The 24,090-nt window shown below is 60.6% G+C and carries 23 protein-coding genes; 13 read left to right on the top strand and 10 right to left on the bottom strand.

All coding sequences use genetic code 11. From position 1 onward, the window contains the following. Window positions 1-32: 32 nt before the first annotated feature. On the bottom strand, window positions 33-1,340 hold the full coding sequence (locus tag V5E99_RS24065; RefSeq protein ID WP_499804729.1) for a CitMHS family transporter: 1,308 nt from the start codon (window positions 1,338-1,340) through the stop codon (window positions 33-35). 485 nt (window positions 1,341-1,825) lie between these two features. Between V5E99_RS24065 and V5E99_RS24060 the strand changes: the two genes are divergently transcribed. After that, on the top strand, window positions 1,826-3,394 hold the full coding sequence (locus tag V5E99_RS24060; RefSeq protein WP_499804728.1) for a SulP family inorganic anion transporter: 1,569 nt from the start codon (window positions 1,826-1,828) through the stop codon (window positions 3,392-3,394). 96 nt (window positions 3,395-3,490) lie between these two features. Here the strand turns inward: V5E99_RS24060 and aroE are convergent, their stop codons facing one another. Beyond that, window positions 3,491-4,312 (bottom strand): shikimate dehydrogenase, encoded by an 822-nt coding sequence (gene aroE / locus V5E99_RS24055; RefSeq protein WP_499804727.1) that lies wholly within the window; start codon window positions 4,310-4,312, stop codon window positions 3,491-3,493. Between the two features lie 81 nt (window positions 4,313-4,393). Then, window positions 4,394-5,308, bottom strand: a complete 915-nt coding sequence (hemF, locus tag V5E99_RS24050) for an oxygen-dependent coproporphyrinogen oxidase (protein ID WP_499804726.1) — start codon at window positions 5,306-5,308, stop codon at window positions 4,394-4,396. A 166-nt stretch (window positions 5,309-5,474) separates the two neighbouring features. On the opposite strand from hemF, the gene V5E99_RS24045 reads away from it, so the two are divergent. Next, entirely contained in the window at window positions 5,475-6,452 is a 978-nt protein-coding gene (locus V5E99_RS24045; protein WP_499804725.1) for an NADPH:quinone reductase, read from the top strand. A gap of 113 nt (window positions 6,453-6,565) precedes the next feature. On the opposite strand, the gene tsaC is transcribed toward V5E99_RS24045, so the two are convergent. From tsaC to V5E99_RS24030, 3 genes are all read right to left on the bottom strand, one after another. Continuing rightward, the gene (gene tsaC, locus V5E99_RS24040) at window positions 6,566-7,123 is read right to left on the bottom strand and encodes an L-threonylcarbamoyladenylate synthase type 1 TsaC (protein ID WP_499804724.1); all 558 of its coding nucleotides are present in this window, start codon (window positions 7,121-7,123) and stop codon (window positions 6,566-6,568) included. Between the two features lie 55 nt (window positions 7,124-7,178). Continuing rightward, the gene (gene dprA / locus V5E99_RS24035; protein WP_499804723.1) at window positions 7,179-8,279 is read right to left on the bottom strand and encodes a DNA-processing protein DprA; all 1,101 of its coding nucleotides are present in this window, start codon (window positions 8,277-8,279) and stop codon (window positions 7,179-7,181) included. A 79-nt stretch (window positions 8,280-8,358) separates the two neighbouring features. Continuing rightward, the gene (locus V5E99_RS24030; protein ID WP_499804722.1) at window positions 8,359-9,384 is read right to left on the bottom strand and encodes a LysM peptidoglycan-binding domain-containing protein; all 1,026 of its coding nucleotides are present in this window, start codon (window positions 9,382-9,384) and stop codon (window positions 8,359-8,361) included. Between the two features lie 167 nt (window positions 9,385-9,551). Here V5E99_RS24030 and def point away from each other — a divergent pair, with 167 nt between their 5' ends. The 5 genes from def to V5E99_RS24005 all read left to right on the top strand — a co-directional run bounded on the left by def (window position 9,552) and on the right by V5E99_RS24005 (window position 14,207). Further along, entirely contained in the window at window positions 9,552-10,058 is a 507-nt protein-coding gene (gene def, locus V5E99_RS24025; protein ID WP_092275647.1) for a peptide deformylase, read from the top strand. Between the two features lie 57 nt (window positions 10,059-10,115). Continuing rightward, the gene (fmt, locus tag V5E99_RS24020; RefSeq protein ID WP_499804721.1) at window positions 10,116-11,075 is read left to right on the top strand and encodes a methionyl-tRNA formyltransferase; all 960 of its coding nucleotides are present in this window, start codon (window positions 10,116-10,118) and stop codon (window positions 11,073-11,075) included. Next, window positions 11,072-12,382 (top strand): 16S rRNA (cytosine(967)-C(5))-methyltransferase RsmB, encoded by a 1,311-nt coding sequence (gene rsmB / locus V5E99_RS24015; protein ID WP_499804720.1) that lies wholly within the window; start codon window positions 11,072-11,074, stop codon window positions 12,380-12,382. Before fmt ends, rsmB begins: the two co-directional genes overlap by 4 nt. A gap of 24 nt (window positions 12,383-12,406) precedes the next feature. Next, window positions 12,407-13,780, top strand: a complete 1,374-nt coding sequence (gene trkA / locus V5E99_RS24010) for a Trk system potassium transporter TrkA (RefSeq protein ID WP_499804719.1) — start codon at window positions 12,407-12,409, stop codon at window positions 13,778-13,780. Between the two features lie 112 nt (window positions 13,781-13,892). Further along, a complete protein-coding gene (locus V5E99_RS24005) occupies window positions 13,893-14,207 on the top strand; it encodes a tetratricopeptide repeat protein (RefSeq protein WP_499804718.1) in 315 nt (104 codons plus the stop codon). Here V5E99_RS24005 and V5E99_RS24000 read toward each other — a convergent pair whose 3' ends face one another. From V5E99_RS24000 to tag, 3 genes are all read right to left on the bottom strand, one after another. After that, window positions 14,208-14,447: a PilZ domain-containing protein gene (locus V5E99_RS24000; protein ID WP_499804717.1), complete on the bottom strand. Its 240-nt coding sequence runs from the start codon at window positions 14,445-14,447 to the stop codon at window positions 14,208-14,210. It lies immediately after the preceding gene. A gap of 148 nt (window positions 14,448-14,595) precedes the next feature. Beyond that, window positions 14,596-15,483 (bottom strand): lysophospholipid acyltransferase, encoded by an 888-nt coding sequence (locus V5E99_RS23995; protein ID WP_499804716.1) that lies wholly within the window; start codon window positions 15,481-15,483, stop codon window positions 14,596-14,598. Window positions 15,484-15,523: 40 nt separating this feature from the next. Further along, on the bottom strand, window positions 15,524-16,081 hold the full coding sequence (tag, locus tag V5E99_RS23990) for a DNA-3-methyladenine glycosylase I (protein WP_499804715.1): 558 nt from the start codon (window positions 16,079-16,081) through the stop codon (window positions 15,524-15,526). A 102-nt stretch (window positions 16,082-16,183) separates the two neighbouring features. Between tag and glyQ the strand changes: the two genes are divergently transcribed. The 4 genes from glyQ to V5E99_RS23970 all read left to right on the top strand — a co-directional run bounded on the left by glyQ (window position 16,184) and on the right by V5E99_RS23970 (window position 20,568). Beyond that, window positions 16,184-17,116, top strand: a complete 933-nt coding sequence (gene glyQ, locus V5E99_RS23985; RefSeq protein WP_499804792.1) for a glycine--tRNA ligase subunit alpha — start codon at window positions 16,184-16,186, stop codon at window positions 17,114-17,116. Beyond that, on the top strand, window positions 17,113-19,167 hold the full coding sequence (gene glyS, locus V5E99_RS23980; protein ID WP_499804714.1) for a glycine--tRNA ligase subunit beta: 2,055 nt from the start codon (window positions 17,113-17,115) through the stop codon (window positions 19,165-19,167). The genes glyQ and glyS overlap by 4 nt, the downstream gene beginning before the upstream one ends. A gap of 6 nt (window positions 19,168-19,173) precedes the next feature. Continuing rightward, the gene (gene gmhB / locus V5E99_RS23975; protein ID WP_499804713.1) at window positions 19,174-19,707 is read left to right on the top strand and encodes a D-glycero-beta-D-manno-heptose 1,7-bisphosphate 7-phosphatase; all 534 of its coding nucleotides are present in this window, start codon (window positions 19,174-19,176) and stop codon (window positions 19,705-19,707) included. A gap of 81 nt (window positions 19,708-19,788) precedes the next feature. Then, window positions 19,789-20,568 carry a lysophospholipid acyltransferase family protein gene (locus V5E99_RS23970; protein ID WP_499804712.1) on the top strand — a complete coding sequence of 260 codons (780 nt, stop codon included), beginning with the start codon at window positions 19,789-19,791 and terminating at the stop codon, window positions 20,566-20,568. A gap of 171 nt (window positions 20,569-20,739) precedes the next feature. Here the strand turns inward: V5E99_RS23970 and V5E99_RS23965 are convergent, their stop codons facing one another. Further along, a complete protein-coding gene (locus V5E99_RS23965) occupies window positions 20,740-22,272 on the bottom strand; it encodes a sensor histidine kinase (protein ID WP_499804711.1) in 1,533 nt (510 codons plus the stop codon). 189 nt (window positions 22,273-22,461) lie between these two features. On the opposite strand from V5E99_RS23965, the gene V5E99_RS23960 reads away from it, so the two are divergent. Together V5E99_RS23960 and V5E99_RS23955 are read left to right on the top strand one after the other, a co-directional pair. Continuing rightward, complete coding sequence (locus tag V5E99_RS23960; protein WP_499804710.1) at window positions 22,462-23,181, top strand: response regulator transcription factor; 720 nt, start codon at window positions 22,462-22,464, stop codon at window positions 23,179-23,181. A gap of 635 nt (window positions 23,182-23,816) precedes the next feature. Next, a partial coding sequence (locus tag V5E99_RS23955) for a recombinase family protein (protein ID WP_499804791.1) occupies window positions 23,817-24,090 on the top strand: 274 nt, incomplete at its 3' end.

The raw sequence follows: 24,090 nt of genomic DNA, 5'->3' as shown, positions 1-24,090 counted from the left end.
CATTGAGCTGGCGGCGGGGTGAGTTGATGCCGTTACAAAGTGCTGAACAGCGGGAAAGTCCCCAACAGCAAGGCGGCGACCAGTATGCACAGGCAAACCAGTACTGCCCACTTCAGGGTAAAGCGTTGATGATCACCGAACTCGATCCCGGCCAGTGCTACCAGCAAATATGTAGACGGTACCAGAGGGCTAAGCAAGTGGACGGGCTGACCGACGATCGAGGCACGCGCCATTTCCACTGCGGTAATACCGTAATGACTGGCCGCTTCGGCCAATACCGGCAACACGCCGTAATAAAATGCATCGTTCGACATGAAGAACGTGAACGGCATGCTCACCAGCGCCGTGATCACCGCCAGGTACGGGCCGAGGAAGTCCGGAATCACCGCCAACAGGCTTTTCGACATGGCGTCGACCATGCCGGTTCCGGTCAGGATGCCGGTGAAGATACCGGCGGCAAAAATCAGCCCGACCACCGCCAGCACGCTACCGGCGTGGGCCGCTACGCGATCCTTCTGCTGTTGCAGGCACGGGTAGTTGACGATCATCGCGATACTGAAGGCCACCATGAACAGCACCGGCAACGGCAACAGACCGGCGATCAGGGTGCCCATCAGGGCAACGGTCAGCGCGCCGTTGAACCAGATCAGCTTCGGACGACGGGCGTCCGGGAACTGAGAAACGCTGATTTCGCTGTGGTCCACTTCGTCGCCCGCCAAGTGCAGTTCACCCAGACGAGCGCGCTCGCGTTTACCGTAGAAGTAGGCAATCGCCAGGATCGCCACCACGCCAGCGAGCATCGCTGGAATCATTGGCACGAAGATGTCAGAAGGGTCCACATGCAGTGCGCTCGCGGCACGAGCGGTCGGACCGCCCCATGGGGTCATGTTCATCACGCCGCCGGCAAGGATGATCAAGCCCGCCATGATGCGCGGGCTCATGCCGATGCGGCTGTAGAGCGGCAGCATGGCGGCCACGCAAATCATATAAGTGGTCGCGCCGTCACCATCGAGGGAAACAACGAGCGCCAGAACGGCGGTGCCGACCGAAACTTTCAACGGGTCGCCCTTGACCAGTTTGAGGATCTTGCGCACGGCCGGGTCAAACAGGCCGGAGTCGATCATCAGGGCGAAGTACAGAATGGCGAACATCAGCATCACGCCGGTCGGCGCAAGCTTGGTGATGCCTTCGAGCATCATCGGGCCGATCTTCGGCGCAAAGCCGCCGAACAGGGCAAAGATGATTGGAATAATGATCAAAGCGATCAGCGCGGACAGGCGCTTGGTCATGATCAGAAACATGAACGTGATGACCATGGCAAAGCCAAGGAAAGTCAGCATGGGAATACTCCAGGCGTAGCGCGGCTAGGGAATGGGCGAACCGGGTGGGTCAGCGCAGAACGGGAAGCACGAGGCGTACGGGCGGAGTTGCAGCGAAGGGGCGGGTAGCAAAGGACATCAGAATCACCATTGTTGTTGTTAATTGGGCCGTGCGAGCGATAAAACACACGCGTGGCCAACCGGTCTGGTGCCGGTAGTGGGGGCGATCCTAATGGGGAAAGCTTTCAGCCAGCTTTCGTTACTGAAAGCATTGACCGGATGGGCAACCGGTCGTCGGACGAGGGACGCTGAACCGAGTTGAGGCCTTCGCGAGCAATCCCGCTCCCACACCACAGTGAGTTTCCTGTGGGAGCGGGCTTGCTCGCGAAGGCGGCGTGTCATTCAACTTCGATGTCGACTGACCATCGCCTTCGCGAGCAAGCCCGCTCCCACAATGATCGGCCTCGTCCTGCTACCCTTGCGCAAACGCCCACCCGAGAGGACCCATGGCCTTCCCCAGCCGCCATTCACTCTTCCCGTTTCTCAGTTGGTTGCCCAGGCAGAACCGCGCCAGCGTCAGTCGTGACCTGATCGTCGGCCTCAGCGGCGCGATTCTCGCGTTGCCGCAATCCATTGCCTACGCCTTGATCGCCGGTCTCCCACCGGAGTACGGCTTGTACGCGGCGATTATCCCGGTGCTGATCGCCTGCCTCTGGGGTTCGTCCTGGCATTTGATCTGCGGTCCTACGGCAGCGATTTCCATCGTCCTGTACGCCAGCGTCAGTCCTCTGGCCGTGCCTGCGTCCCAGGACTACATCACGTTGATCCTGCTTCTTACGTTGCTGGCGGGCATTTTCCAGTGGTTGTTGGGGATGCTGCGGTTCGGCGCGCTGGTGAATTTCGTCTCGCATTCGGTGGTGCTGGGTTTCACCCTTGGTGCCGCCGTGGTCATTGCCATCGGGCAGATGCCGAACCTGTTGGGCCTGGACTTGCCCAACCAGGCCACCGCGCTTAGCAGCCTGGTGACGTTGGTCACGCACCTCGGGGCGGTGGATAAACCGTCCCTGGTGCTGGGTCTGGCCACAGTGGTGGTCGGCATCGTCCTGAAACTGCTGCTGCCCCGCTGGCCGACGTTGTTGATCACCCTGGTGCTGAGCGGCGTGCTGGTCTGGCTCTGGCCGTCGATGTTCGGGCATGTGAAGTTGGTCAGTGCGTTTGTGGGACGCTTGCCGCCCTTCAGCGCCGTGCCGCTGGACCTGGAACTGGTGTTGCGTTTGCTGCCGAGCGCGGTGGCGGTTGGCATGCTCGGGCTGGTGACGAGCCTGTCGATTGCCCGCTCGTTGTCGGCGCGTTCGCAGCAATTGCTCGACGCCAACCAGGAAGTCCGCGCCCAGGGTTTATCGAACATCGTCGGTGCGTTTTTTTCCGGATCGCTGTCCGCCGGTTCCTTCACCCGTTCAGGGTTGAGCTACGAAGCGGGCGCCTGTTCGCCGCTGGCCGGGGTGTTTTCGGCGTTGTGGGTGGCGCTGTTTGCGATCTTCGGCGCCGGGTTGATCGCACACATTCCGATCCCGGCGATGGCCGGCAGCATTTTGTTGATCGCCTGGGGTCTGGTAGACCACCGGGGCATTCGCGCGTTGCTGCGGGTCAGCCGCGCCGAATTCGTGGTCATGGCCCTGACCTGTGTCGCCACCTTGCTGCTGGAATTGCAGACGGCGATCTACGCCGGGGTGCTGGCGTCGCTGTTCTTCTACCTCAAACGCACCTCGCAGCCACGGGTGCAGCATTGGCAAGAGGGCGATGAAGACATCCTGCGGGTCGGCGGGTCGATCTTCTTCGGCGCCAGCCATTACCTGCAAGTGCGCCTGCAACGGATGCACGGCGCGCGGGTGGTGATCGAGGCGCAGCACATCAACTTCATCGACTATTCAGGGGTGGAAATGCTGCACCAAGAGGCGCGGCGGTTGCTCAAGCAGGATCGCAGCCTGACGTTGCGCGGGGCGCGAGCGCCGGTGGTGGATGAGTTGAGGAAGCTGGAAGGGGCGGAGAAATGCCCGATCCGTTTCGAAGATTGAAACCCCACCACCCTGTAGGAGCGAGGCTTGCCCGCGAAGCTTTTGGCGAACCCGAGTACGCCTTCGCGGGCAAGCCTCGCTCCCACAAGGGCAAGGTTATGCGGCGAGTTGGCGGCGCAGTTCGGCCAGCACCGGCGCGGTGTCCGGGCGCACGCCGCGCCACAGGAAGAACGCTTCCGCCGCTTGTTCCGCGAGCATGCCCAACCCATCCATCGACACCAAGGCGCCATGGTCCGTGGCCCAACGGCAGAACGAGGTCGGTTCCTTGCTGTACATCATGTCGTAGCACAGCGTCCGACCCGGCTCGATCAAACTTCCGGCAATCGGCGGTACATCCCCTGACAGACTGGCGGATGTCGCGTTGATGATCAGGTCCACCGGCTCCTGCAACCAATCGAAACCACTGGCGGACACCGGCCCCAGGTCGGCAAACAATTGCGCCAGCCTCTCGGCTTTTTCCACCGTGCGGTTGGCGATGATCACCGACGCCGGTTGCTCGGCCAGCAACGGCTCCAGCGCCCCGCGCACTGCACCGCCGGCCCCCAGCAACAGGATGCGTTTGCCCTTGAGGCTGAAACCGGCGTTGACCGTCAGGTCCCGCACCAGCCCGGCGCCGTCGGTGTTGTCACCCAACAACGTACCGTCGGCCAGTTTGCTCAAGGTGTTCACCGCACCGGCCCGCTGCGCCCGCGCCGTCAGGCTGTCGGCCAGGCGATAGGCCTCTTCCTTGAACGGCACGGTGACATTGGCGCCGCGACCTTCAAGGAAAAACTCCCGGGCAAAGTCGGAAAAGTCGTCGAGCGGCGCCAGCGAAGTGCTGTAGTCCAGTTGCTGAGCAGTCTGCTCGGCAAACAACCGATGGATCAGCGGCGACTTGCTGTGGCCAATCGGGTTACCGAAAACAACATAACGATCCATCAACACACCTCACCCGTAGGAGCTGCCGCAGGCTCGGGCCGCGATCGGACGATCTTGGCGCAAGCCGCGACAACACAATACTCAGCCCTTGGCCAACCAATCACGATCTTGCAGGAAGTATTCAGTCAGCCGCGCTTCTTCGCTGCCCGGCTCGGCCTTCCAGTCATAACCCCAACGCACTTGCGGCGGCAGGGACATCAGGATCGACTCGGTACGCCCACCGGATTGCAGACCGAACAACGTGCCACGGTCGTAAACCAGGTTGAACTCGACGTAACGACCACGGCGGAATTCCTGGAACTCACGCTGCTTGGCAGTGAACGCATCGTTTTTGCGGCGCTGCACGATTGGCAGATACGCGTCGATGTAGGCGTCACCGATGGCGCGCATGAAGGCGAAACTGGTGTCGAAGTCCCACTCGTTCAAGTCATCGAAAAACAGACCGCCGATGCCCCGGGGTTCGTGGCGATGCTTGATGTGGAAATAGGTGTCGCACCAGGCTTTGTAACGCGGGTAGACGTCCGGCCCGAACGGTGCGCAGGCCTGTTCGGCGACGCGGTGCCAGTGCACGCAATCTTCTTCGTTGCCGTAGTAAGGGGTCAGGTCGAAGCCGCCGCCAAACCACCACACCGGCTCTTCACCTTCTTTTTCCGCGATGAAAAAGCGCACGTTGGCGTGGGACGTCGGCACATGCGGGTTGTGCGGGTGAATCACCAGGGACACGCCCAGGGCTTCGAAACCACGCCCGGCCAGTTCCGGCCGATGAGCGCTGGCGGACGGTGGGAGACCGCTGCCAAAGACGTGGGAAAAGTTGACGCCGCCCTTTTCGATGACCGTGCCGTTTTCAATCACCCGGGTGCGACCGCCACCGCCGGCAGGGCGGGTCCAGGCGTCTTCGACGAAGCGCGTGCCGCCGTCCTCGGTTTCCAGGGCGGCGCAAATGCGGTCTTGCAGGTCGAGCAGGTAGGCTTTTACGGCCTCGGTGCGGGTCGTCATGTCATCACCTTGAATCGGGCAAAACTACGCGGCGCTCCAGCAGAGCGGGGGCCGGCGCAAATGGGCGCGTAGCATAACATCGCCGATGCACCTGCCGCAGTTGACGAAGATCATGCTTAGGAGTCCGATAGGGAGCTTCGCAACGACGACTGACAGGAGAAGGCAAATGGCAAAGCGTATCCAGTTCCGCGCCCATGGCGGCCCCGAAGTGCTCGAGTATGTCGATTACCAACCCGCCGAGCCCGGCCCGCTGCAAGTGCGCGTGACCAACAAGGCCATCGGCCTGAACTTCATCGATACCTATTTCCGCAGCGGCCTCTATGCGCCACCTGCCTTGCCGTCGGGCCTGGGGGCGGAAGGCGCGGGCGTGGTTGAAGCGGTGGGCAGCGACGTCACCCGGTTCAAAGTCGGTGATCGCGTCGCTTATGGCAGCGGTCCGTTGGGTGCCTACAGCGAAGTCCACGTGTTGCCGGAAGCCAATCTGGTGCACTTGCCGGACGCCATCAGCTTCGAACAGGCCGCCGGCGTGATGCTCAAGGGCCTCACCGTGCAGTACCTGTTGCGTCAGACTTATGAACTCAAGGGTGGCGAAACCATTCTGTTCCACGCCGCTGCCGGCGGTGTCGGGTCCCTGGCCTGCCAATGGGCCAAGGCCCTGGGCGTGAAGCTGATCGGCACGGTCAGTTCACCGGAAAAAGCCGCACTGGCCAAAGCCAATGGCGCGTGGGCGACCATCGATTACAGCCACGAAAATGTCGCACAACGGGTGCTGGAATTGACGGACGGGAAAAAAGTCCCGGTGGTGTACGACGGCGTGGGCAAGGACACCTGGCTGACTTCGCTGGACAGCGTTTCGCCTCGGGGTCTGGTGGTGAGTTTCGGCAATGCGTCGGGGGCGGTGGACGGGGTGAACCTGGGGATTCTGTCGGCGAAGGGTTCGCTGTACGTGACCCGGCCGACCCTGGCGACTTACGCCAACAACGCTGAAAACCTGCAACGCATGGCCGATGAGCTGTTTGAGATGATCATCAGCGGCAAGTTGAAGGTGGAGATCAGCCAGAAATACCCATTGGCGGAAGCGGCGAAGGCGCAGACCGAGTTGTCGGCGCGGCGGACCACGGGGTCGACTGTTTTGTTGCCTTGAGGACGCCATCGCGGGCAAGCCTTGCTCCTACAGGATTTGAGTCGTTCGCAAAGTGCGTGTACGACTCAATCCCGTAAGAGCGAGGCTTGCCCGCGAAGAACGATGACGCGGCCTCAGTCCGGGCGCACCACGTGCCCGGTCGCCAGATCACGAATCACACTCGGATTCTTGCGCCCCCCCAGATTCCCGCCCAGCACGAAATCAATCTGCCCACGGAAATACTGCTCGATGCGAAGCCGCGTGCGCGCCGCCGGCTTACCCTGCGGGTTGGCGGAGGTGGACACCAGCGGCCCGACAATGGCACATAAATCCCGCACCAGCGGATGATCGCTAACCCGCAGCGCCACGGTTTCGTGCACGCCGGTAATCCATTGCGGCAACATATTCTGATGCGGCACCAGCCAGGTGTTCGGCCCAGGCCAGGTGCTGGCCATACGGTCCATCCACAGTTCCGGGAAGTCCTCGAAGAGGAAGTCGAACTGGCGAATGTTGTCAGCCACCAGAATCAGGCCTTTGTCCATCGCCCGGCCCTTGATCATCAACAAACGATTCACTGCGTCCTGGTCCCAAGGGTCGCAACCCAGACCCCAGACGGCTTCGGTTGGGTAGGCAATCACCGCGCCCGCGCGAATCGCTTGTGCGGCTTGCTTCACCCGCCAACTGTTGACCATGAAAAAACTCTCCGGAATAAGGCTCTGCGCAGTTTACCGATCTTCCTTATAAAACCTAGCTCACCCGCGCAAACCAGCGTCCGCTTTCGCACACCGCCCGGCCGTCCATTTCCAGTTCCGTCAGCGCCGCCAGCACTTTGGGCAAGGCCCAGCCGCTGCTGTGCGCCAGTGCCTCACTGGTATGGGGCGCGGCGTGGAGCAACGTCAGCAGCGGATGAGCCGGCGGCGGGGCCACTGTGGATAACGGCAACTGCTGCCAGCCACGCAGGGCTTCGAGGATGTGCTCGATGGTTTCCACCAGCATCGCACCGTCACGAATCAACTGATGACAGCCCTTGGCGCCGGGGTGATGAATCGACCCCGGGATCGCATACACCTCGCGCCCCTGTTCCGCCGCGAGCCTGGCGGTGATCAGCGAACCGCTGGCGACACTGGCCTCGACCACCAGCACGCCAAGGGACAAACCGCTGATGATCCGGTTGCGCCGGGGAAAGTTGCTGGCGCTCGGGCCGGCGTCCAGCGGGAACTCCGAAAGCACCGCGCTGCCCGAGGCAATCATGGCGTCCGCCAGCCGTCGGTTGCGCTGTGGATAAAACTTTTCAAGACCCGTGCCAAGCACCCCGACCGTTTGGCCGCCAACGTCCAAAGCCGCCTGGTGTGCGGCGGCATCGATGCCCAGGGCCAGACCGCTGGTGATGACGAATCCGGCACCGGCCAGGCTGCGGGAAAACGCGGCTGCCGTGTCCATCCCCGGCCTTGAAGCGCGGCGACTGCCGACCATCGCCAATTGCGGTTTTTCCAGGATGCCCGGATCACCGGCGACAAATAACAGCGGTGGTGCGTCGCTGATTTCTGCCAGCAATGCCGGGTACTCGGGTTGGTCCCACATCAGCAAATGCTGGCCCGGACGCTCTAGCCAGGCCAATGCGTGGCTGGCGCCGTCGCGGATTTCATTGCTGCGTCGAGCCTCGGCGCAGGCCAGCGGCAAACCCAGCGAACGCCAGGCACTGGCCGGCGCACTGATGGCTTTTGACGCCGAGCCAAAGGCTTCGAGCAGTTTTTTAAATCGCGCCGGACCGAGTTCGGGCAAGCGGTGCAGGCGTAGACGAGCTTCCAGTTCCGCAGGGGAAACCGGGGTAACAGCGGAAAGCGACATGGATCATCCTTGATCGTTATGAGCCCCGTGCAAACGGGAATAAGCTGTGGATAACTCTGTTGGTAACTTGTGGAGCAGGCTAAGGATTTCGCACCTTGTCCATCACTGCCAAAGAGCGCGATGCGTTAAGGACCAAACCGTAACTAAGTTTGTCGTAAGTGCGGAAAACCATCAGCAGACCGGCGCGCTCATCGGGAATCTTCAGCGGTTGACCGGTGATGCGGTCACGCACGGTTTCCCCGGTTTTCATCACCACCAGCACGTTGCCTTCGGCCAGGCCGTCCCGTTGGCCCTTGTTCAACGTGACCACGTCCATCGCGCCAATCTGCGTGACGCCACGGGGCACATCGATGATCAAGCCGTTGATCTCGCTTTGGGGCGCGCTGGGCATGAACGTCGAGTTGATGGCCCGCTCTTCGCCGCTGAACAAGCGGTCGCCGAGGCGCACTTCCTGGGTGGTGCGTTGCAGCGCCAAGGTGGCGACGTCACCTTCGGTCGCAACAATTTCGCCGCCACCAATGTCGTCGGCGTTGATCCCCAGAAACTCCTTGCTCTGCGGATCGGTGTAGACCTTGCCTTGGCGGAAGATGCCGTACACCGGTTGGTTCGGGTCGAAATGCCCGCGCGCGAAAATGCGATCCCCGGTGCCGCTGAGCACTCGTTCGGCATCGCCGGCGACGATGTAGGGCGCCTTGTCGAAATCCTCGACCTTGTCGACGATGCGGTTGCTCAGCAGAAAGCTGTTGATCGATTGCAGCGGAATGCTCGGGATCGCGTCGGCCACCGGGCTGCTGCGGATGCGTGGCGAAAGCTTGATGGTGCCCCGGGATTCGCCGCGATTGAGGGTCAGGCGTGGCTGGCCGTTGATGTAAGTCAGCGTCAACAAATCCCCTGGATAGATGAGATTGGGGTTCTGGATCTGTGGATTGACCTGCCAGAGCTCAGGCCACTTCCACGGTTCGCGCAGGAATTTCCCGGAGATGTCCCAAAGTGTGTCGCCCCGTACCACGGTGTATTGCTGCGGAAAACCTTCCTTGAGTTGCACTTGCCCGTGCGCCAAACCGGCCGAGGCCAGAAGGAGCAAGGCGAGTAGTGATTTCCTCATGCGGTGAATCCCTTTATTATGTGCGTTCGCGTAAAACGCCAGAGCCCCCGTGGCTCGCTCCTCGCTCTTCTCGAAGAAAGGAGCTACGTTTTACAACGGTAGCCTGCATCTTCGGACCCGCCAGGCCATCGACCCGACTTTACCTCACATGTGCAGCAATTAAGCTTATGGCCATTTTAGACATCCTCGAATTTCCCGACTCGCGCCTGCGCACTATCGCCAAACCAGTGGCCGTAGTGGACGACGAAGTGCGTCAGTTGGTCGATGACATGTTTGAAACAATGTATGAAGCGCCAGGCATCGGCCTCGCCGCGACCCAGGTCAACGTGCACAAACGTATCGTCGTGATGGACCTCTCCGAAGACCGCAGCGAACCCCGGGTGTTCATCAACCCCGAGTTCGAAACCCTGACCGACGAGATGGAGCAATACCAGGAAGGCTGCCTCTCGGTGCCGGGCTTCTACGAAAACGTCGATCGCCCGCAGAAGGTCAAGATCAAGGCCCTGGACCGCGACGGCAAGCCTTACGAACTGATCGCCGAAGGCCTGCTCGCCGTGTGCATCCAGCACGAATGCGACCACCTCAACGGCAAGTTGTTCGTCGATTACCTGTCGAATCTCAAACGCGACCGAATCAAGAAGAAACTGGAAAAGCTCCATCGCCAGAACGCTTGATGCCCTCCTTTCAAAGGCTTGCTGCGGCAAGCCTTTTTCTTTTCAGAGATTGCTCCCATGACTGAGCCACTGCGCATCGTCTTTGCCGGCACCCCGGAATTCGCCGCCGAACACCTCAAGGCCCTGCTCGACAGCCCTTACGAGATCATCGCGGTCTACACCCAACCGGACCGTCCGGCGGGTCGCGGGCAAAAACTGATGCCGAGCCCGGTCAAGCAATTGGCTCTGGAACACAACATCCCGGTGCTGCAACCACCGACCCTGCGCAACGAAGATGCTCAAGCCGAAATGGCCGCGCTCAAGCCCGACTTGCTGGTGGTGGTCGCCTACGGCCTGATCCTGCCGCAAGTGGTGCTGGATATTCCGCGCCTGGGTTGCATCAACAGCCACGCATCCTTGCTGCCACGCTGGCGCGGTGCGGCGCCGATCCAGCGCGCCGTCGAAGCGGGCGACAGCGAAAGCGGCGTGACCGTAATGCGCATGGAGTTGGGCCTCGACACCGGGCCGATGCTGCTGAAAGTCACCACACCGATCACCGGCGACGACACTGGCGGCAGCCTCCACGACCGTTTGGCTGAATTGGGCCCACCGGCGGTGATTCAGGCGATTGCCGGCCTGGCTGCCGGCACCCTCAAAGGCGAAGTGCAGGACGACAGCCTCGCCACCTACGCGCACAAATTGAACAAAGACGAAGCACGTATCGACTGGAGCCGTCCGGCGGTTGAGCTGGAACGCCTGGTCCGCGCCTTCAACCCATGGCCGATCACCCACAGCACGCTGAACGGCGAAGCGCTGAAAGTGCTGGCCGCACACCTTGCCGAAGGGCAGGGCGCGCCGGGGCAAATCCTCAGCGCCAGCAAGGACGGCTTGATCGTCGCTTGCGGTGAGCAGGCGCTGTGCCTGACCCGCCTGCAATTGCCCGGCGGCAAGGCGCTGAACTTCAGCGACTTCTTCAACAGCCGTCGTGAGAAATTCGCCGTCGGCACCGTGCTCGGTCAAGTGGCGGACGCGCAATGAACCCGCGTCTGGCCGCCGCCAAGGCACTCGCCGCTGTTCTGAACGGAAAAGCCTCGCTCAACAGTTCCTTGCCGACACAAATGGACAAGGTTGAAGACCGTGATCGCGGTTTCACCCAGGACCTGGCGTTCGGCACCGCACGCTGGCAGCCGCGTTTGTCGGCGCTGGCGGCCAAGCTGTTGCAGAAGCCGTTCAAAGCCGCCGATGCCGATGTCGAGGCGTTGTTGCTGGTCGGCCTCTATCAACTGCTCTACACCCGCGTCCCGGCCCACGCCGCCATCGGCGAAACCGTCGGTTGCGCCGAAAAATTGAAGAAACCCTGGGCCAAAGCCTTGCTCAACGCCGTGCTGCGCCGTGCCCAACGGGAAAGCGAAGCGCTGCTCGCGGAGCTGGAACACGACCCGGTGGTGCGCACCGCCCACCCGCGCTGGCTGCAAAAATCCTTGAAAGCGTTCTGGCCGGAACAGTGGGAAGCCATTTGCGAAGCGAACAACGCACACCCGCCGATGATTCTGCGGGTCAACCGTCGCCATCAGACCCGCGATGCGTATCTCGGCTTACTGAGTGACGCGGGCATCGCCGCCAACCCGTGCGTTTACAGTCGCGACGGCATCATCCTCGACACCGCTGCCGACGTGCGCAGCCTGCCGGGTTTCGCCGAAGGCTGGATCAGCGTGCAGGACGAAGCCGCGCAACTGGCCGCCGATTTGCTCGACCTGGCGCCCGGCCAACGGGTGCTCGACGCCTGCTGCGCCCCCGGCGGCAAGACCTGCCACATCCTTGAAGCCGAGCCGGCACTGGCCGGCGTCGTCGCCGTGGACCTGGAAGCCAAGCGTCTGGTGCGCGTGCGGGAAAACCTCGCGCGCCTGGGCCTGAGCGCCGAACTGATCGCCGCCGACGGCCGCGACACCGCGACCTGGTGGGACGGCAAGCCGTTCCAGCGCATTTTGCTGGATGCGCCGTGCTCGGCCACCGGCGTCATCCGTCGTCACCCGGACATCAAGTTGACGCGCCAACCGGACGATATCGCCGCGTTGGCGGTGCTTCAGGGCGAATTGCTCGACGCCCTGTGGATAACCCTGGAAGTCGGCGGGATTCTGCTTTACGCCACGTGCTCGACGTTGCCGACCGAGAACACCGAAGTCATCGAAGCTTTCCTCGCCCGCACGCCGGGCGCCCGTGAACTGGACCTCGCCACCACGGCCGGGATCAAGCAGCCCCACGGTCGCCAACTGCTGGCCCAGCAGGGCGGCCACGACGGGTTCTACTACGCCAAGCTGATCAAGATCGCCGCTGCGCGCGGTTAACCGGATTTTCAAGGGAGTGACTGGATGAAAATCATCATCCTAGGCGCAGGGCAGGTCGGCGGTTCGCTGGCGGAACACTTGGCCAGCGAAGCCAACGACATCACCGTGGTCGACACCGATGGCGAACGCCTGCGCGACCTCGGTGATCGGCTGGACATCCGCACCGTGCAGGGCCGCGCGTCGTTTCCGACGGTGTTGCGCCAGGCCGGCGCCGACGATGCCGACATGCTGGTGGCCGTCACCAACAGCGACGAAACCAACATGGTCGCCTGCCAGGTCGCCCACACCCTGTTCCACACCCCAACCAAAATCGCCCGGGTTCGCGAAGCCGCGTACCTGACGCGCGGCGGGCTGTTCAACAACGAAGCGATCCCGGTGGACGTGCTGATCAGCCCGGAACAAGTGGTCACCAACTACATCAAGCGCCTGATCGAACACCCCGGCGCCTTGCAGGTGATCGACTTCGCCGAAGGCAAGGCGCAACTGGTGGCTGTGAAGGCGTACTACGGCGGGCCGTTGGTGGGTCAGCAACTGCGGCAGTTGCGCGAGCACATGCCCAATGTGGAAACCCGCGTCGCGGCGATTTTTCGCCGCGACCGGCCGATCCTGCCCCAGGGCGACACGGTGATCGAGGCCGACGACGAAGTATTTTTCATCGCCGCCAAAGCGAATATTCGCGCAGTAATGAGCGAAATGCGCCGCCTCGACGAAACCTACAAACGCATTGTGATTGCCGGCGGCGGGCAGATCGGCGAGCGACTGGCCGAAGCCATCGAAAGCCGCTATCAGGTGAAGATCATCGAGATGAACCCGGCACGCTGCCGCCATCTCTCGGACACCCTCGACAGCACCGTGGTGTTGCAGGGCAGCGCCTCCGACCGCGATTTACTGATGGAAGAGAACATCGCCGACGCCGATATCTTCCTGGCCCTGACCAACGATGACGAAGCCAACATCATGTCGTCGTTGCTGGCCAAACGGCTGGGGGCGAAGAAGGTGATGACGATCATCAACAACCCGGCTTACGTGGATTTGATCCAGGGCGGCGACATCGACATCGCCATCAGCCCGCAACTGGCGACCATCGGCACCTTGCTGGCCCACGTGCGTCGCGGCGATATCGTCAGCGTGCACTCACTGCGGCGCGGGGCGGCGGAAGCCATCGAGGCGATTGCCCATGGGGATGCGAAGTCGAGCAAGGTGATTGGCAGGGCCATCGAGAACATTGGTTTGCCGCCGGGGACGACGATTGGCGCGATCATTCGTGATGAAGAAGTGATCATTGCCCACGACGATACGGTGATCAAAACCGGCGACCATGTGATTCTTTTCCTTGTGGATAAGAAGCATATTCGGGATGTGGAGAAGCTGTTCCACGTGGGGTTGAGCTTCTTCTGAGCCAAAATCGCCAAGATCGCAGCCTTCGGCAGCTCCTACGCCGATCTTTGTAGGAGCTGCCGAAGGCTGCGATCTTTTGATCTTCTCTTCAGCGCAATTAAGGAATCCAGCCATGCTCGAATCCCTGGAAAAAATGCTCGCCAAGGGTGTGGATAACTCTCTGCTGCGCTTCGGCCTGGGCAAGGGTTATCTGGATCTTGGGGAGAACGCCAAAGCGGCCGAGCATTTCCAGCGTTGCGTCGAGTTCGATCCAAAGTATTCGGCGGCATGGAAGTTATTGGGCAAAGCGCATCTGGCGCTGGCCGACCATGGGGCCGCGCGCCAGGCCTGGGAGCAAGGGCTGGAAGCCGCTCGCGCCCATGGCGACAAGCAGGCAGAGAAGGAAATGACGGTGTTTCTGAAGAAACTCGAGCGTCAGGCCCACTGATCACAGATAGCGCAGGCCAATCCCTTCGGCATCCACCAACACCACTTCCATGCGCACGCGCGGCGCGCCGGTGGGTAAGCCTTGCACCTGACCGTAGACCACCGCGCCCTTGGGCAAGACCGACAGGCTCGGGTGTTTCACGTACACGCCCGTGGTCGAGAGGTTGCGGGTTTGCCCCAGGCACTCGCCGAAGCTTTCGTGACTGATTTTGATGCGGAAGGATTTACGGTGTTCGGACATCTTCTGCGCCCTTGCTGAACTGTGTTGTGGATAATTTTTACTGTAGGAGCGAGGCTTGCCCGCGAAGCTTTTGGCGTTATCAAGGACGCCTTCGCGGGCAAGCCTCGCTCCTACAGGACGTAGTTATCCACAGATCGTGCCATTAACGTCAGTACCAGCGCTCTTCGCCGGGTGGACGCTTTTTGAAGCGCTTCATGCTCCACATGTACTGGCTCGGGTAAGCCCGCACGTAGCGTTCAACCACTTTGCTCATCGCAGCACAGGACGTCTCGGTATCCGTGCTGTACATGGCTTCCGGCGCGGCTTCGAGGATCACTTTGTAGCCCGAGCCGTCCGGCAGCCGCAGGGCATGCAGGAACACGCCGACCGCTTTGCCGCCCGCCAGCATGTTCGGCACGAATTTGCTGGTCAGCGCCTGGGTGGCGAAGAACGGCACGAAAATCCCGGCGGATTCGGCCGGTTCCGGGTCAGCGGGGATGCCCACTGCACCACCTTTGCGCACTTCCTTGATCACACTGAGGATGCCTTCCTTGGTGGAAGCGGCCACGCGGTTACCCAGTTGCACGCGCTGTTTGCGCAGCAAATCGTCCACAGCTTTCAATTTCGGCGGACGATAGAAAATGATCGGTTTGCACTGGCTGCAATAGAAGTGGTTCAACACTTCCCAGTTGCCCAGGTGACTGGTAATGCCGACCACGCCTTTGCCGGACGCCAACGCCTCCTTCAACACGTCGAGGCCTTCGACTTCGCGCACCAGGTCGATGGAACGCTGGGCCGGCCAGATCCAGGCGCAGGCACTTTCGGTCAGGGACTTGCCGATGTCTTTCAGGCTCTGGCCCACCAGACGCTCGCGTTCGGCCGGGTCCATCTCCGGGAAGCACTTGGCCAGGTTGATCCGCACTACATCGCGGGAACGGTTGGGGGTTTTCCACATCACCCAGCCAATCGCCGAGCCCACCGCTTGCACGGCTCGCCATGGCAGCAGGGCAAACAGCCGCAGAGCGCCTACCAGCAAGGCGCCTTTAAACTTATCCACAGGTCACTCCTGATTTTGTGCTGTGTACGAGGCGGCCATTCTAACCGCCGTTCGCCAGCGCCGCGTAGCGATCGCAATCCCGGGTGTGGTCCATGACCATGCCCGAGGCCTGCATCAGCGCGTAGCAAATGGTCGGGCCGACGAAGGTGAATCCGGCCTTTTTCAGGCCTTTACTCATCTCCACGGCAATCGGCGTGATGGCCGGCACCTGGCTGCGATCCTTGAAATGATTGATCAGCGGTTTATCGCCGACGAAGGACCAGAGAAACTTCACCGGGTCCTCCAGCGCCAGCCAGGCCTGGGCATTGCGCCGGGCCGCGTTGAGTTTGAGGCGATTGCGGATGATGCCGGGATCGAGCATCAATTCATCGATTTCCGCGTCGCTCATCTGCGCCACGCGCTGTACGTCGAAGCCGAACAACACCTCGCGATAACGCTCACGTTTGCGCAATACGGTGATCCAGGAGAGGCCGGCCTGGAACCCTTCGAGCAAAAGCAACTCGAACAATCCCTGCGCATCCCGTAGCGGCGTGCCCCACTCCTGATCGTGATAAGCCATGTACAACGGATCTTCGGAACACCAAAAGCAGCGTGGCATAAGGCTCCAGGGGGCGTGCGCAGCAACGAATCGGGTATACTCCCGCTCTTTAAATCGCAGCCCAAGAAACAGGTGAATTTCGTGAGCCAGCCTACGCCAGCCGTGCGTACCTTCCAAGACTTGATCCTCGCCCTCCAGCAATACTGGGCCGAGCAAGGTTGCGTGGTACTTCAGCCCTACGATATGGAAGTAGGCGCCGGCACTTTCCACACAGCCACGTTTCTGCGCGCCATCGGCCCGGAAACCTGGAACGCCGCTTATGTGCAGCCCAGTCGTCGCCCGACTGACGGCCGCTACGGCGAAAACCCGAACCGTCTGCAGCACTACTACCAGTTCCAGGTAGTCCTGAAGCCGAACCCGGACAACTTCCAGGAACTGTACCTGGGCTCCCTCAAGCACGTTGGCCTGGACCCGTTGGTCCACGACATCCGCTTCGTCGAAGACAACTGGGAATCGCCGACCCTGGGCGCCTGGGGCCTGGGCTGGGAAGTCTGGCTCAACGGCATGGAAGTGACGCAATTCACTTACTTCCAGCAAGCGGGCGGCATCGAGTGCTACCCGGTGACCGGCGAGATCACCTACGGTCTTGAGCGTCTGGCCATGTACCTGCAAGGCGTGGACTCGGTCTACGACCTGGTCTGGGCTGATGGCCCGATGGGCAAAGTCACCTACGGCGATGTGTTCCACCAGAACGAAGTCGAGCAATCGACCTACAACTTCGAACACGCCAATGTCGAGAAGCTGTTCGAGCTGTTCGATTTCTACGAGAGCGAAGCCAAGCGCCTGATCGAACTCGACCAGCCGCTGCCGTTGCCGAGCTACGAAATGGTGTTGAAGGCGTCCCATACCTTCAACCTGCTGGATGCGCGCCGGGCGATCTCGGTGACTGCGCGTCAGCAATACATTCTGCGTGTACGCACCCTGGCGCGTTCCGTTGCGCAAGCCTACCTGCTGGCTCGCGCCAAGCTCGGCTTCCCGATGGCGACCCCGGACCTGCGTGATGAAGTGTTGGCTAAGCTGGAGGCTGCACAATGAGTGCTCTGGATTTCCTGGTTGAATTGGGCACCGAAGAACTGCCACCCAAAGCCCTGAACACCCTGGCCGATGCGTTCCTGGCCGGTATCGACAAGGGCCTGCAAGCTGCCGGCCTGAACTACGAAGCCAAAACCGTCTACGCCGCGCCGCGTCGTCTGGCTGTGCTGATCACCGCGCTGGCCACTCAGCAACCGGATCGCAGCATCAACCTCGACGGCCCGCCACGTCAGGCCGCGTTCGATGCCGACGGCAACCCGACTCAAGCCGCCCTGGGCTTCGCCAAGAAGTGCGGCGTCGACCTGAGCGAAATCGATCAGAGCGGTCCGAAACTGCGTTACAGCCAGAGCATCGCCGGCAAACCGACCGCGAGCCTGCTGCCGACCATCGTTGAAGATTCCCTGAACGACTTGCCGATCCCCAAGCGCATGCGCTGGGGTGCGCGCAAAGAAGAATTCGTTCGTCCGACCCAATGGCTGGTGATGTTGCTCGGTGACCAGGTCATCGATTGCACGATTCTCGCCCAGAAGGCTGGCCGCGATTCCCGTGGTCACCGCTTCCATCACCCGCAAAGCGTGCGCATCACCGCGCCGGCCAACTACCTGGCCGACCTTCGTGGCGCTTACGTGTTGGCCGATGCCAACGAACGTCGCGCACTGATCAGCAAGCGCACCGAAGAGTTGGCGACGCTGCAGGAAGGCACGGCAATCGTTCCGCCAGCCCTGCTCGACGAAGTGACCGCGCTGGTTGAATGGCCGGTGCCGCTGGTGTGCTCGTTCGAGGAGCGTTTCCTCGACGTGCCGCAAGAAGCCCTGATCACCACCATGCAGGACAACCAGAAGTATTTCTGCCTGCTGGATGCCGACGGCAAGTTGCTGCCACGTTTCATTACCGTGGCCAACATCGAAAGCAAAGACCCGCAACAGATCATCGCCGGTAACGAGAAAGTGGTTCGCCCACGCCTGACCGACGCCGAGTTCTTCTTCAAGCAAGACAAGAAGCAGAAACTCGAAGACTTCAACCTGCGTCTGCAAAACGTGGTGTTCCAGGAAAAACTCGGCAGCGTCTACGACAAGGCCGAGCGCGTTTCCAAACTGGCCGCGTTCATCGCCCAGCGCATTGGCGGCAACGCAGCCTGGGCTTCTCGTGCCGGCCTGCTGTCCAAGTGCGACCTGTCGACCGAGATGGTCGGTGAGTTCCCGGAGATGCAAGGCGTCGCCGGTTACTACTACGCCCTCAACGACGGCGAGCCGGAAGAAGTTGCCCTGGCGCTGAACGAGCAGTACATGCCACGCGGTGCCGGCGCTGAACTGCCGACCACCCTGACCGGTGCGGCCGTGGCCATCGCCGACAAGCTCGACACCCTGGTCGGCATCTTCGGTATCGGCATGCTGCCCACCGGCAGCAAAGACCCGTATGCCTTGCGCCGTGCTGCACTCGGCGTGTTGCGCATCCTGATCGACAAGAAGCTCGACCTCGACCTGAACGACGCCGTGGCCTTCGCCGTGAACGCGTTCGGCACCAAGATCAAGGCTGCCGGCCTGAATGAGTCGGTGCTGGAGTTCATCTTCGACCGTCTGCGTGCGCGTTACGAAGACGAAGGTGTGGACGTCGCGACTTACCTGTCGGTACGTGCCCTGAAGCCGGGTTCGGCGCTGGACTTCGATCAGCGTGTGCAAGCGGTTCAGGCCTTCCGCAAGTTGCCGGAAGCTGCGGCACTGGCCGCGGTGAACAAGCGTGTGTCGAACTTGCTGAGCAAGGCCGAAGGCTCGATCCCGTCGGTGGTTGAAGCCAAGTACTTCGACAATGCCAACGAGTTCTCGCTGTACTCGGCGATCCAGCAGGCGGACCAGGCTGTTCAGCCGATGGCCGCTGCCCGTCAGTACAGCGAATCCCTGGCGCGCCTGGCTGCCTTGCGCGAGCCGGTGGATGCGTTCTTCGAAGCGGTGATGGTCAACGCGGAAGACGCCAAAGTGCGCGCCAACCGTTATGCACTGCTGTCGCGTCTGCGTGGGCTGTTCCTCGGCGTCGCCGATATTTCGCTGCTGGGGTAAGACTGTTTGAAACTGCTGATTCTCGATCGGGACGGGGTGATCAACTACGACTCCGACGCTTACATCAAGTCGGTGGAGGAGTGGATTCCGCTCCCCGGCTCGATCGAAGCCATCGCGCAGTTGAGCAAGGCCGGCTGGACGGTGGCAGTCGCCACCAACCAGTCGGGCATCGCTCGCGGCTATTACGACATCGCCACCCTGGACGCCATGCACGAGCGCTTGCGCACGCTGGTGGCGGAGCAGGGCGGTGAAGTCGGGCTAATCGTCTACTGCCCCCACGGGCCGGACGACGGCTGCGATTGCCGCAAGCCGAAACCCGGGATGTTGAAAACCATCGCCGCGCATTACAACGTATCGCTGACCAATCTTTGGTTCGTCGGCGACAGTCTCGGTGACCTGGAAGCCGCCAAAGCCGTCGATTCTCAGCCAGTTTTGGTAAAGACCGGGAAAGGCGAAAAGACTCAGGGCAAGACCCTGCCGGTAGGCACCTTGATTTTTGACGATCTGGCGGCGATTGCCGCAGAACTTATCCACAATTAGAGCGTTTCGAGATTCCTGACCAAGGATTGATCGGGATTGCGCTTTATATAGACGGGCAGCGCCCGCACGGTAAACGTCACCATGTCGATACTGCAGGCCATCAGAACGTTCCTCTTCTATCTGTTGCTGGGCACCAGCTCTTTGCTCTGGTGCAGCCTGAGCTTTTTTATCGCGCCGTTTTTGCCGTTCAAGGCGCGTTATCGCTTTATCAACGTGTACTGGTGCCGTTGCGCCTTGTGGCTGAGCAAAGTGTTTCTGGGCATCCGCTACGAAGTGAAAGGCGCCGAAAACGTGCCCGACCAGCCCTGCGTGATTCAGTCGAACCACCAGAGCACTTGGGAAACGTTCTTTCTGTCGGCCTACTTCGAGCCGTTGAGCCAGGTGCTCAAGCGTTCATTGCTGTTCGTGCCGTTCTTTGGTTGGGCGATGGCCATGCTGCGACCGATCGCCATCGACCGCGACAACCCGAAAGCCGCACTCAAGCATGTGGCGAAGAAGGGTGATGAATTGCTGAAGGATGGCGTCTGGGTGCTGATCTTCCCCGAGGGCACTCGCGTTCCCTATGGCACTGTCGGCAAGTTCTCACGCGGCGGTAGCGCTTTGGCGGTCAACGCCGAGCTTCCAGTGCTGCCGATTGCACACAATGCCGGCAAATTCTGGCCGAAAACCGGTTGGGCGAAGAAGCAGGGTGTGATCACCGTCATCATCGGCGAACCAATGTACGCCGAGGGCACTGGGCCGCGAGCCATTGCTGCGCTGAATGATCGGGTCCAGGCCTGGAACGAGCAGATGCAGCGTGACATGGGTTCGTTGCCACCCACGCCTCAGGCCCCCGCTGCGACGGATCAAGTGGCTGTCTGAGATTCTGTGGATAACCTGTGTACCGTTTCGTCGAAAAGCGGCGAATTTAGTTTGTAGGTTTATGATTTATATACATATTTCTTAAGCTCATAAAATTCCGAAAAAGGTGCATAAGTTTTTTCGGACGTAAAAAAACCGGCGGATATAGCCGGTTTTTTTATGCCCTGAAAATCACTCTGCCAGCAGAGGAAAATGAAGGTTGAAGCGGGTGCCTTGGCCGACCTCGCTTCGGCACTCGATTCGCCCGCCATGGCGATCCACCACGGCTTTCACCATCGATAATCCCAACCCCACGCCATCGATGCCTTGTGCCGACTTGAACCGTCGGTACTGACTGAACAACTCAGGCAATTCATCGGCGGCGATGCCTTTGCCCTGATCGGCCAACTCGCAGGTCAGCCAGCCCTCGTTGCAACTGACCTTCAGGCTGATGCAGGTGCCGGCCTCGCTGTACTTGATGGCGTTCTCCAACAGATTGAACAGCGCCCGGGTCAGCAGCCCTTGATCCGCCATGATCAAGCATTCCTGGGCATCGTCATCCAGGTCATGGACCAGTTCGATCTGCTTTAACTGGGCAATGCTCAAGGCCTGGTCGAATACATCCAGCACCAGCATCGCGAACAGGCTTGGCTGAAATTCATAAGCCACAGACTCTGCCCTGGCCAGTTGCACGAAGCCGTCGGTCAGGTCCAACGCCCGACGCACCTGACGTTCGATCTGATCGAACAACTGCGGATCGCCGCCCACTTGTTGCCGATGCACGTCGAGCAGGGCGAGGATCGCCGAATGCGGCGCTCGCAGGTCGTGGGATAAAAAGCGCAACAGCACGCCACGTTGTTCCTCGGCATCGCGTTCGACACTCAGGTCAGTCAGGCTCCACAGCCAGCCGATCGGCGTTTCCCCGTCCACCGGCAACAACGCGGCGCGTTCCAGGCGCAGGCTGCGGCCGTGGATGTCTCGGAACTCCAGCAGCGCCAAACCGGATAGAAGCGCACGCTGGTCATCGAGCAGGTCCGGATAGCCCAATCGCGCCAATTGCTCGAGCACGTCATCACCTACCAGATCAGCGCCGAAGAGTTCTCGGGCGTTGCGGTTACCCAGCAGAATCTTGCCGTTCGGATCACTGATCAGTGTGGCCACCGGCAAATATTCCAGGCCATCGGCGATGAAGCGGCGGGTATCCCGGGTGCGGCTCATGGCTTGTTCCAGCGCCATGATTTGCCCCTGCAAAGGATCGCCCGTGGGAAATTGCACGCGGCGGCGTTCCGGGAATACTTTCGGCTCGTTGTCCAGGCGCGCCAGCTCCCAACCGAAGTAACTCAGCACCACGCTCAGCCGCCGCCAGTTCCAGATCAGGTAACCGAACAACATCCCCAACAGGCTCGCCGCCGGCGACCACCACCAGCGCAGCTCCGCCAAACAGGCGCTGACCAACAGCGCGCAGCTCATGCCGCCCAGCGTCAGCCACAACGCCAGTCGAGGGCGCAGCAGCAGTAAACCGAGTACACAGGCCACTAGCGTGACCGAGAGCAATGCGCCCAATGTGCCTGAGTCTTTGAGTTCACTGGATTGGGCACTGTACGAAAGCAGGGCAGTCAGCGGCAGCAGGATCAGACTTATCCACAGCCACTCTCTGACCAATTGGCGGAACAAACGCTGAACCTGAGTCGGCTCCCGGCTCTCGCGGCGGCGCAGATTGGTCATGGGGAAGTTTTATAAAGGAGGGGAGAGGGAATCAGGTTCATGGTTACGGGTCTGATAAGGAAGTTTAAACCTGAAGAATCATAGCGGACGGCGACCAACGGGGGGCTGCTTACTTTTCCTGCCCCAATCGAGCCGGTATCGTCTGTTGTCGAGTTGCCCGCCCTACCTGCATTCAAGGAAGTACCGCACATGCGTGTCGCAATACTGGACGATGAGCCCGCCGAACTGCGCCGGGTGGAACAGACCCTGCGCCAAATGGCCGAACCGGGCGAACAGCCCTGGTCATTGCACAGCTTCGAACGTGCAGAAGACCTGTTGCGTCAACTGCGCCGAGAAACCTTCGACCTGCTGATCCTCGACTGGCAACTGCCGGACCTCAGTGGCCTGGCGCTGCTGCGCTGGACCCGCGAGCACATGGACGCACCGCCCGCCGCCATCATGCTCACCAGCCGCGATGCCGAGAGCGACATCGTCCAGGCGCTGAATGCCGGGGCCGATGATTACGTCAGTAAGCCGTTTCGTCCCAATGAACTGAAAGCCCGGGTCGCCGCCGTATTACGTCGGCATAGCCAGCAACGCGCGGTGATCAGCGAAGTACTGAGCTTCAATGACCTGGTGTTCGACGATGCCGAACTGACCGTTACCCGCGCCGGTACACCCATCGGCATGACCGAGCGGGAATATCGTTTGGCACGGTGCCTGTTCAGTAACCTGGGGCGGCCGCTGTCCCGGGAATATCTGTATGGCCGGTTCTGGAGTCATGAAGAGATGGTTTCTTCGCGACCGCTGGATACTCACATTTATCGCCTGCGCAATAAGCTGGGGCTGACGGCTGATCGGGGTTGGCAGTTGTTGACGATTTATGGGTATGGGTATCGGTTGGAGAGTGTGGGGGCGGTGAGCGAGTAAAGGTCAAAAGATCGCAGCCTTCGGCAGCTCCTACGGGTGGGCATATATCCTGTAGGAGCTGCCGAAGGCTGCGATCTTTTGATTTCTGGAAGCCATAAAAAAGGCCAACGCTTATGCGTTGGCCTTTTTCGTTTGGCGCTACCGCTGGATGTAGGTGGGCAAAGTTAACCGACTTTGACAGATTGAAATATCAGAGGTATACGGCACGTTTGGGCAAAGTTAATCTTCCTATTGGAATAAGTTAAAGTGCGGAAACCTATTTTCGGCCAAAGTTAGACGCCATGGAAATGAACAACGATTCTAAAATTTGGTTGATTGACAATTTGTCAAAAGAGAATATAAATTTAAACTATATAATTCACTTATTCAAGTACGTCTTAGTAAGTTAATACAAGTCTCTTTCGGCAACTTGTAACCAGTCCTAACACCCACCTCCGCCCCATCACTGTACATAAATACAGCCATATCAGCTGATCCATGACGATATACGCTGGCCGAAAGCATAGAAGAGGAGCCGCTGCTCAGTTTGGGCAGATACTCCTGCTCCGTCACCATCACGTAATAAAGAGTCGCTAGGCTGAATCGAATGGGCCAGCCTTCTCTGGCCTAGAGGAGGCCTATTGCCCTCTCCATCCATGCGGACAAATTCAACAGACCGCTCTGATAGCTTGGTACCGGCTGCAGAGTACGTTCGCATGTCCACTGATCACCAACGGTACTCTACCGAAAACCAATCAGCAGCCATCCATGCATACGCAATGAGCCATGGCATGGAAATCATCACAACTTACCGAGACGAAGGGAAAAGCGGCCTGGACATCGGCGGTCGTGATGCTCTGCGCAGGCTGCTAGACGACGTCCAGACCGGACATACCCAGTTCCAGGTCATTCTTGTCTATGACGTCAGCC

Source organism: Janthinobacterium sp. LPB2021202312-11-4, assembly GCF_037049705.1.
In the GTDB taxonomy this organism is placed as follows: Bacteria; Pseudomonadota; Gammaproteobacteria; order Pseudomonadales; family Pseudomonadaceae; genus Aquipseudomonas.
Note: the sequence above shows the minus strand (reverse complement) of the source record. Positions and strands in the feature narration are given on the sequence as shown.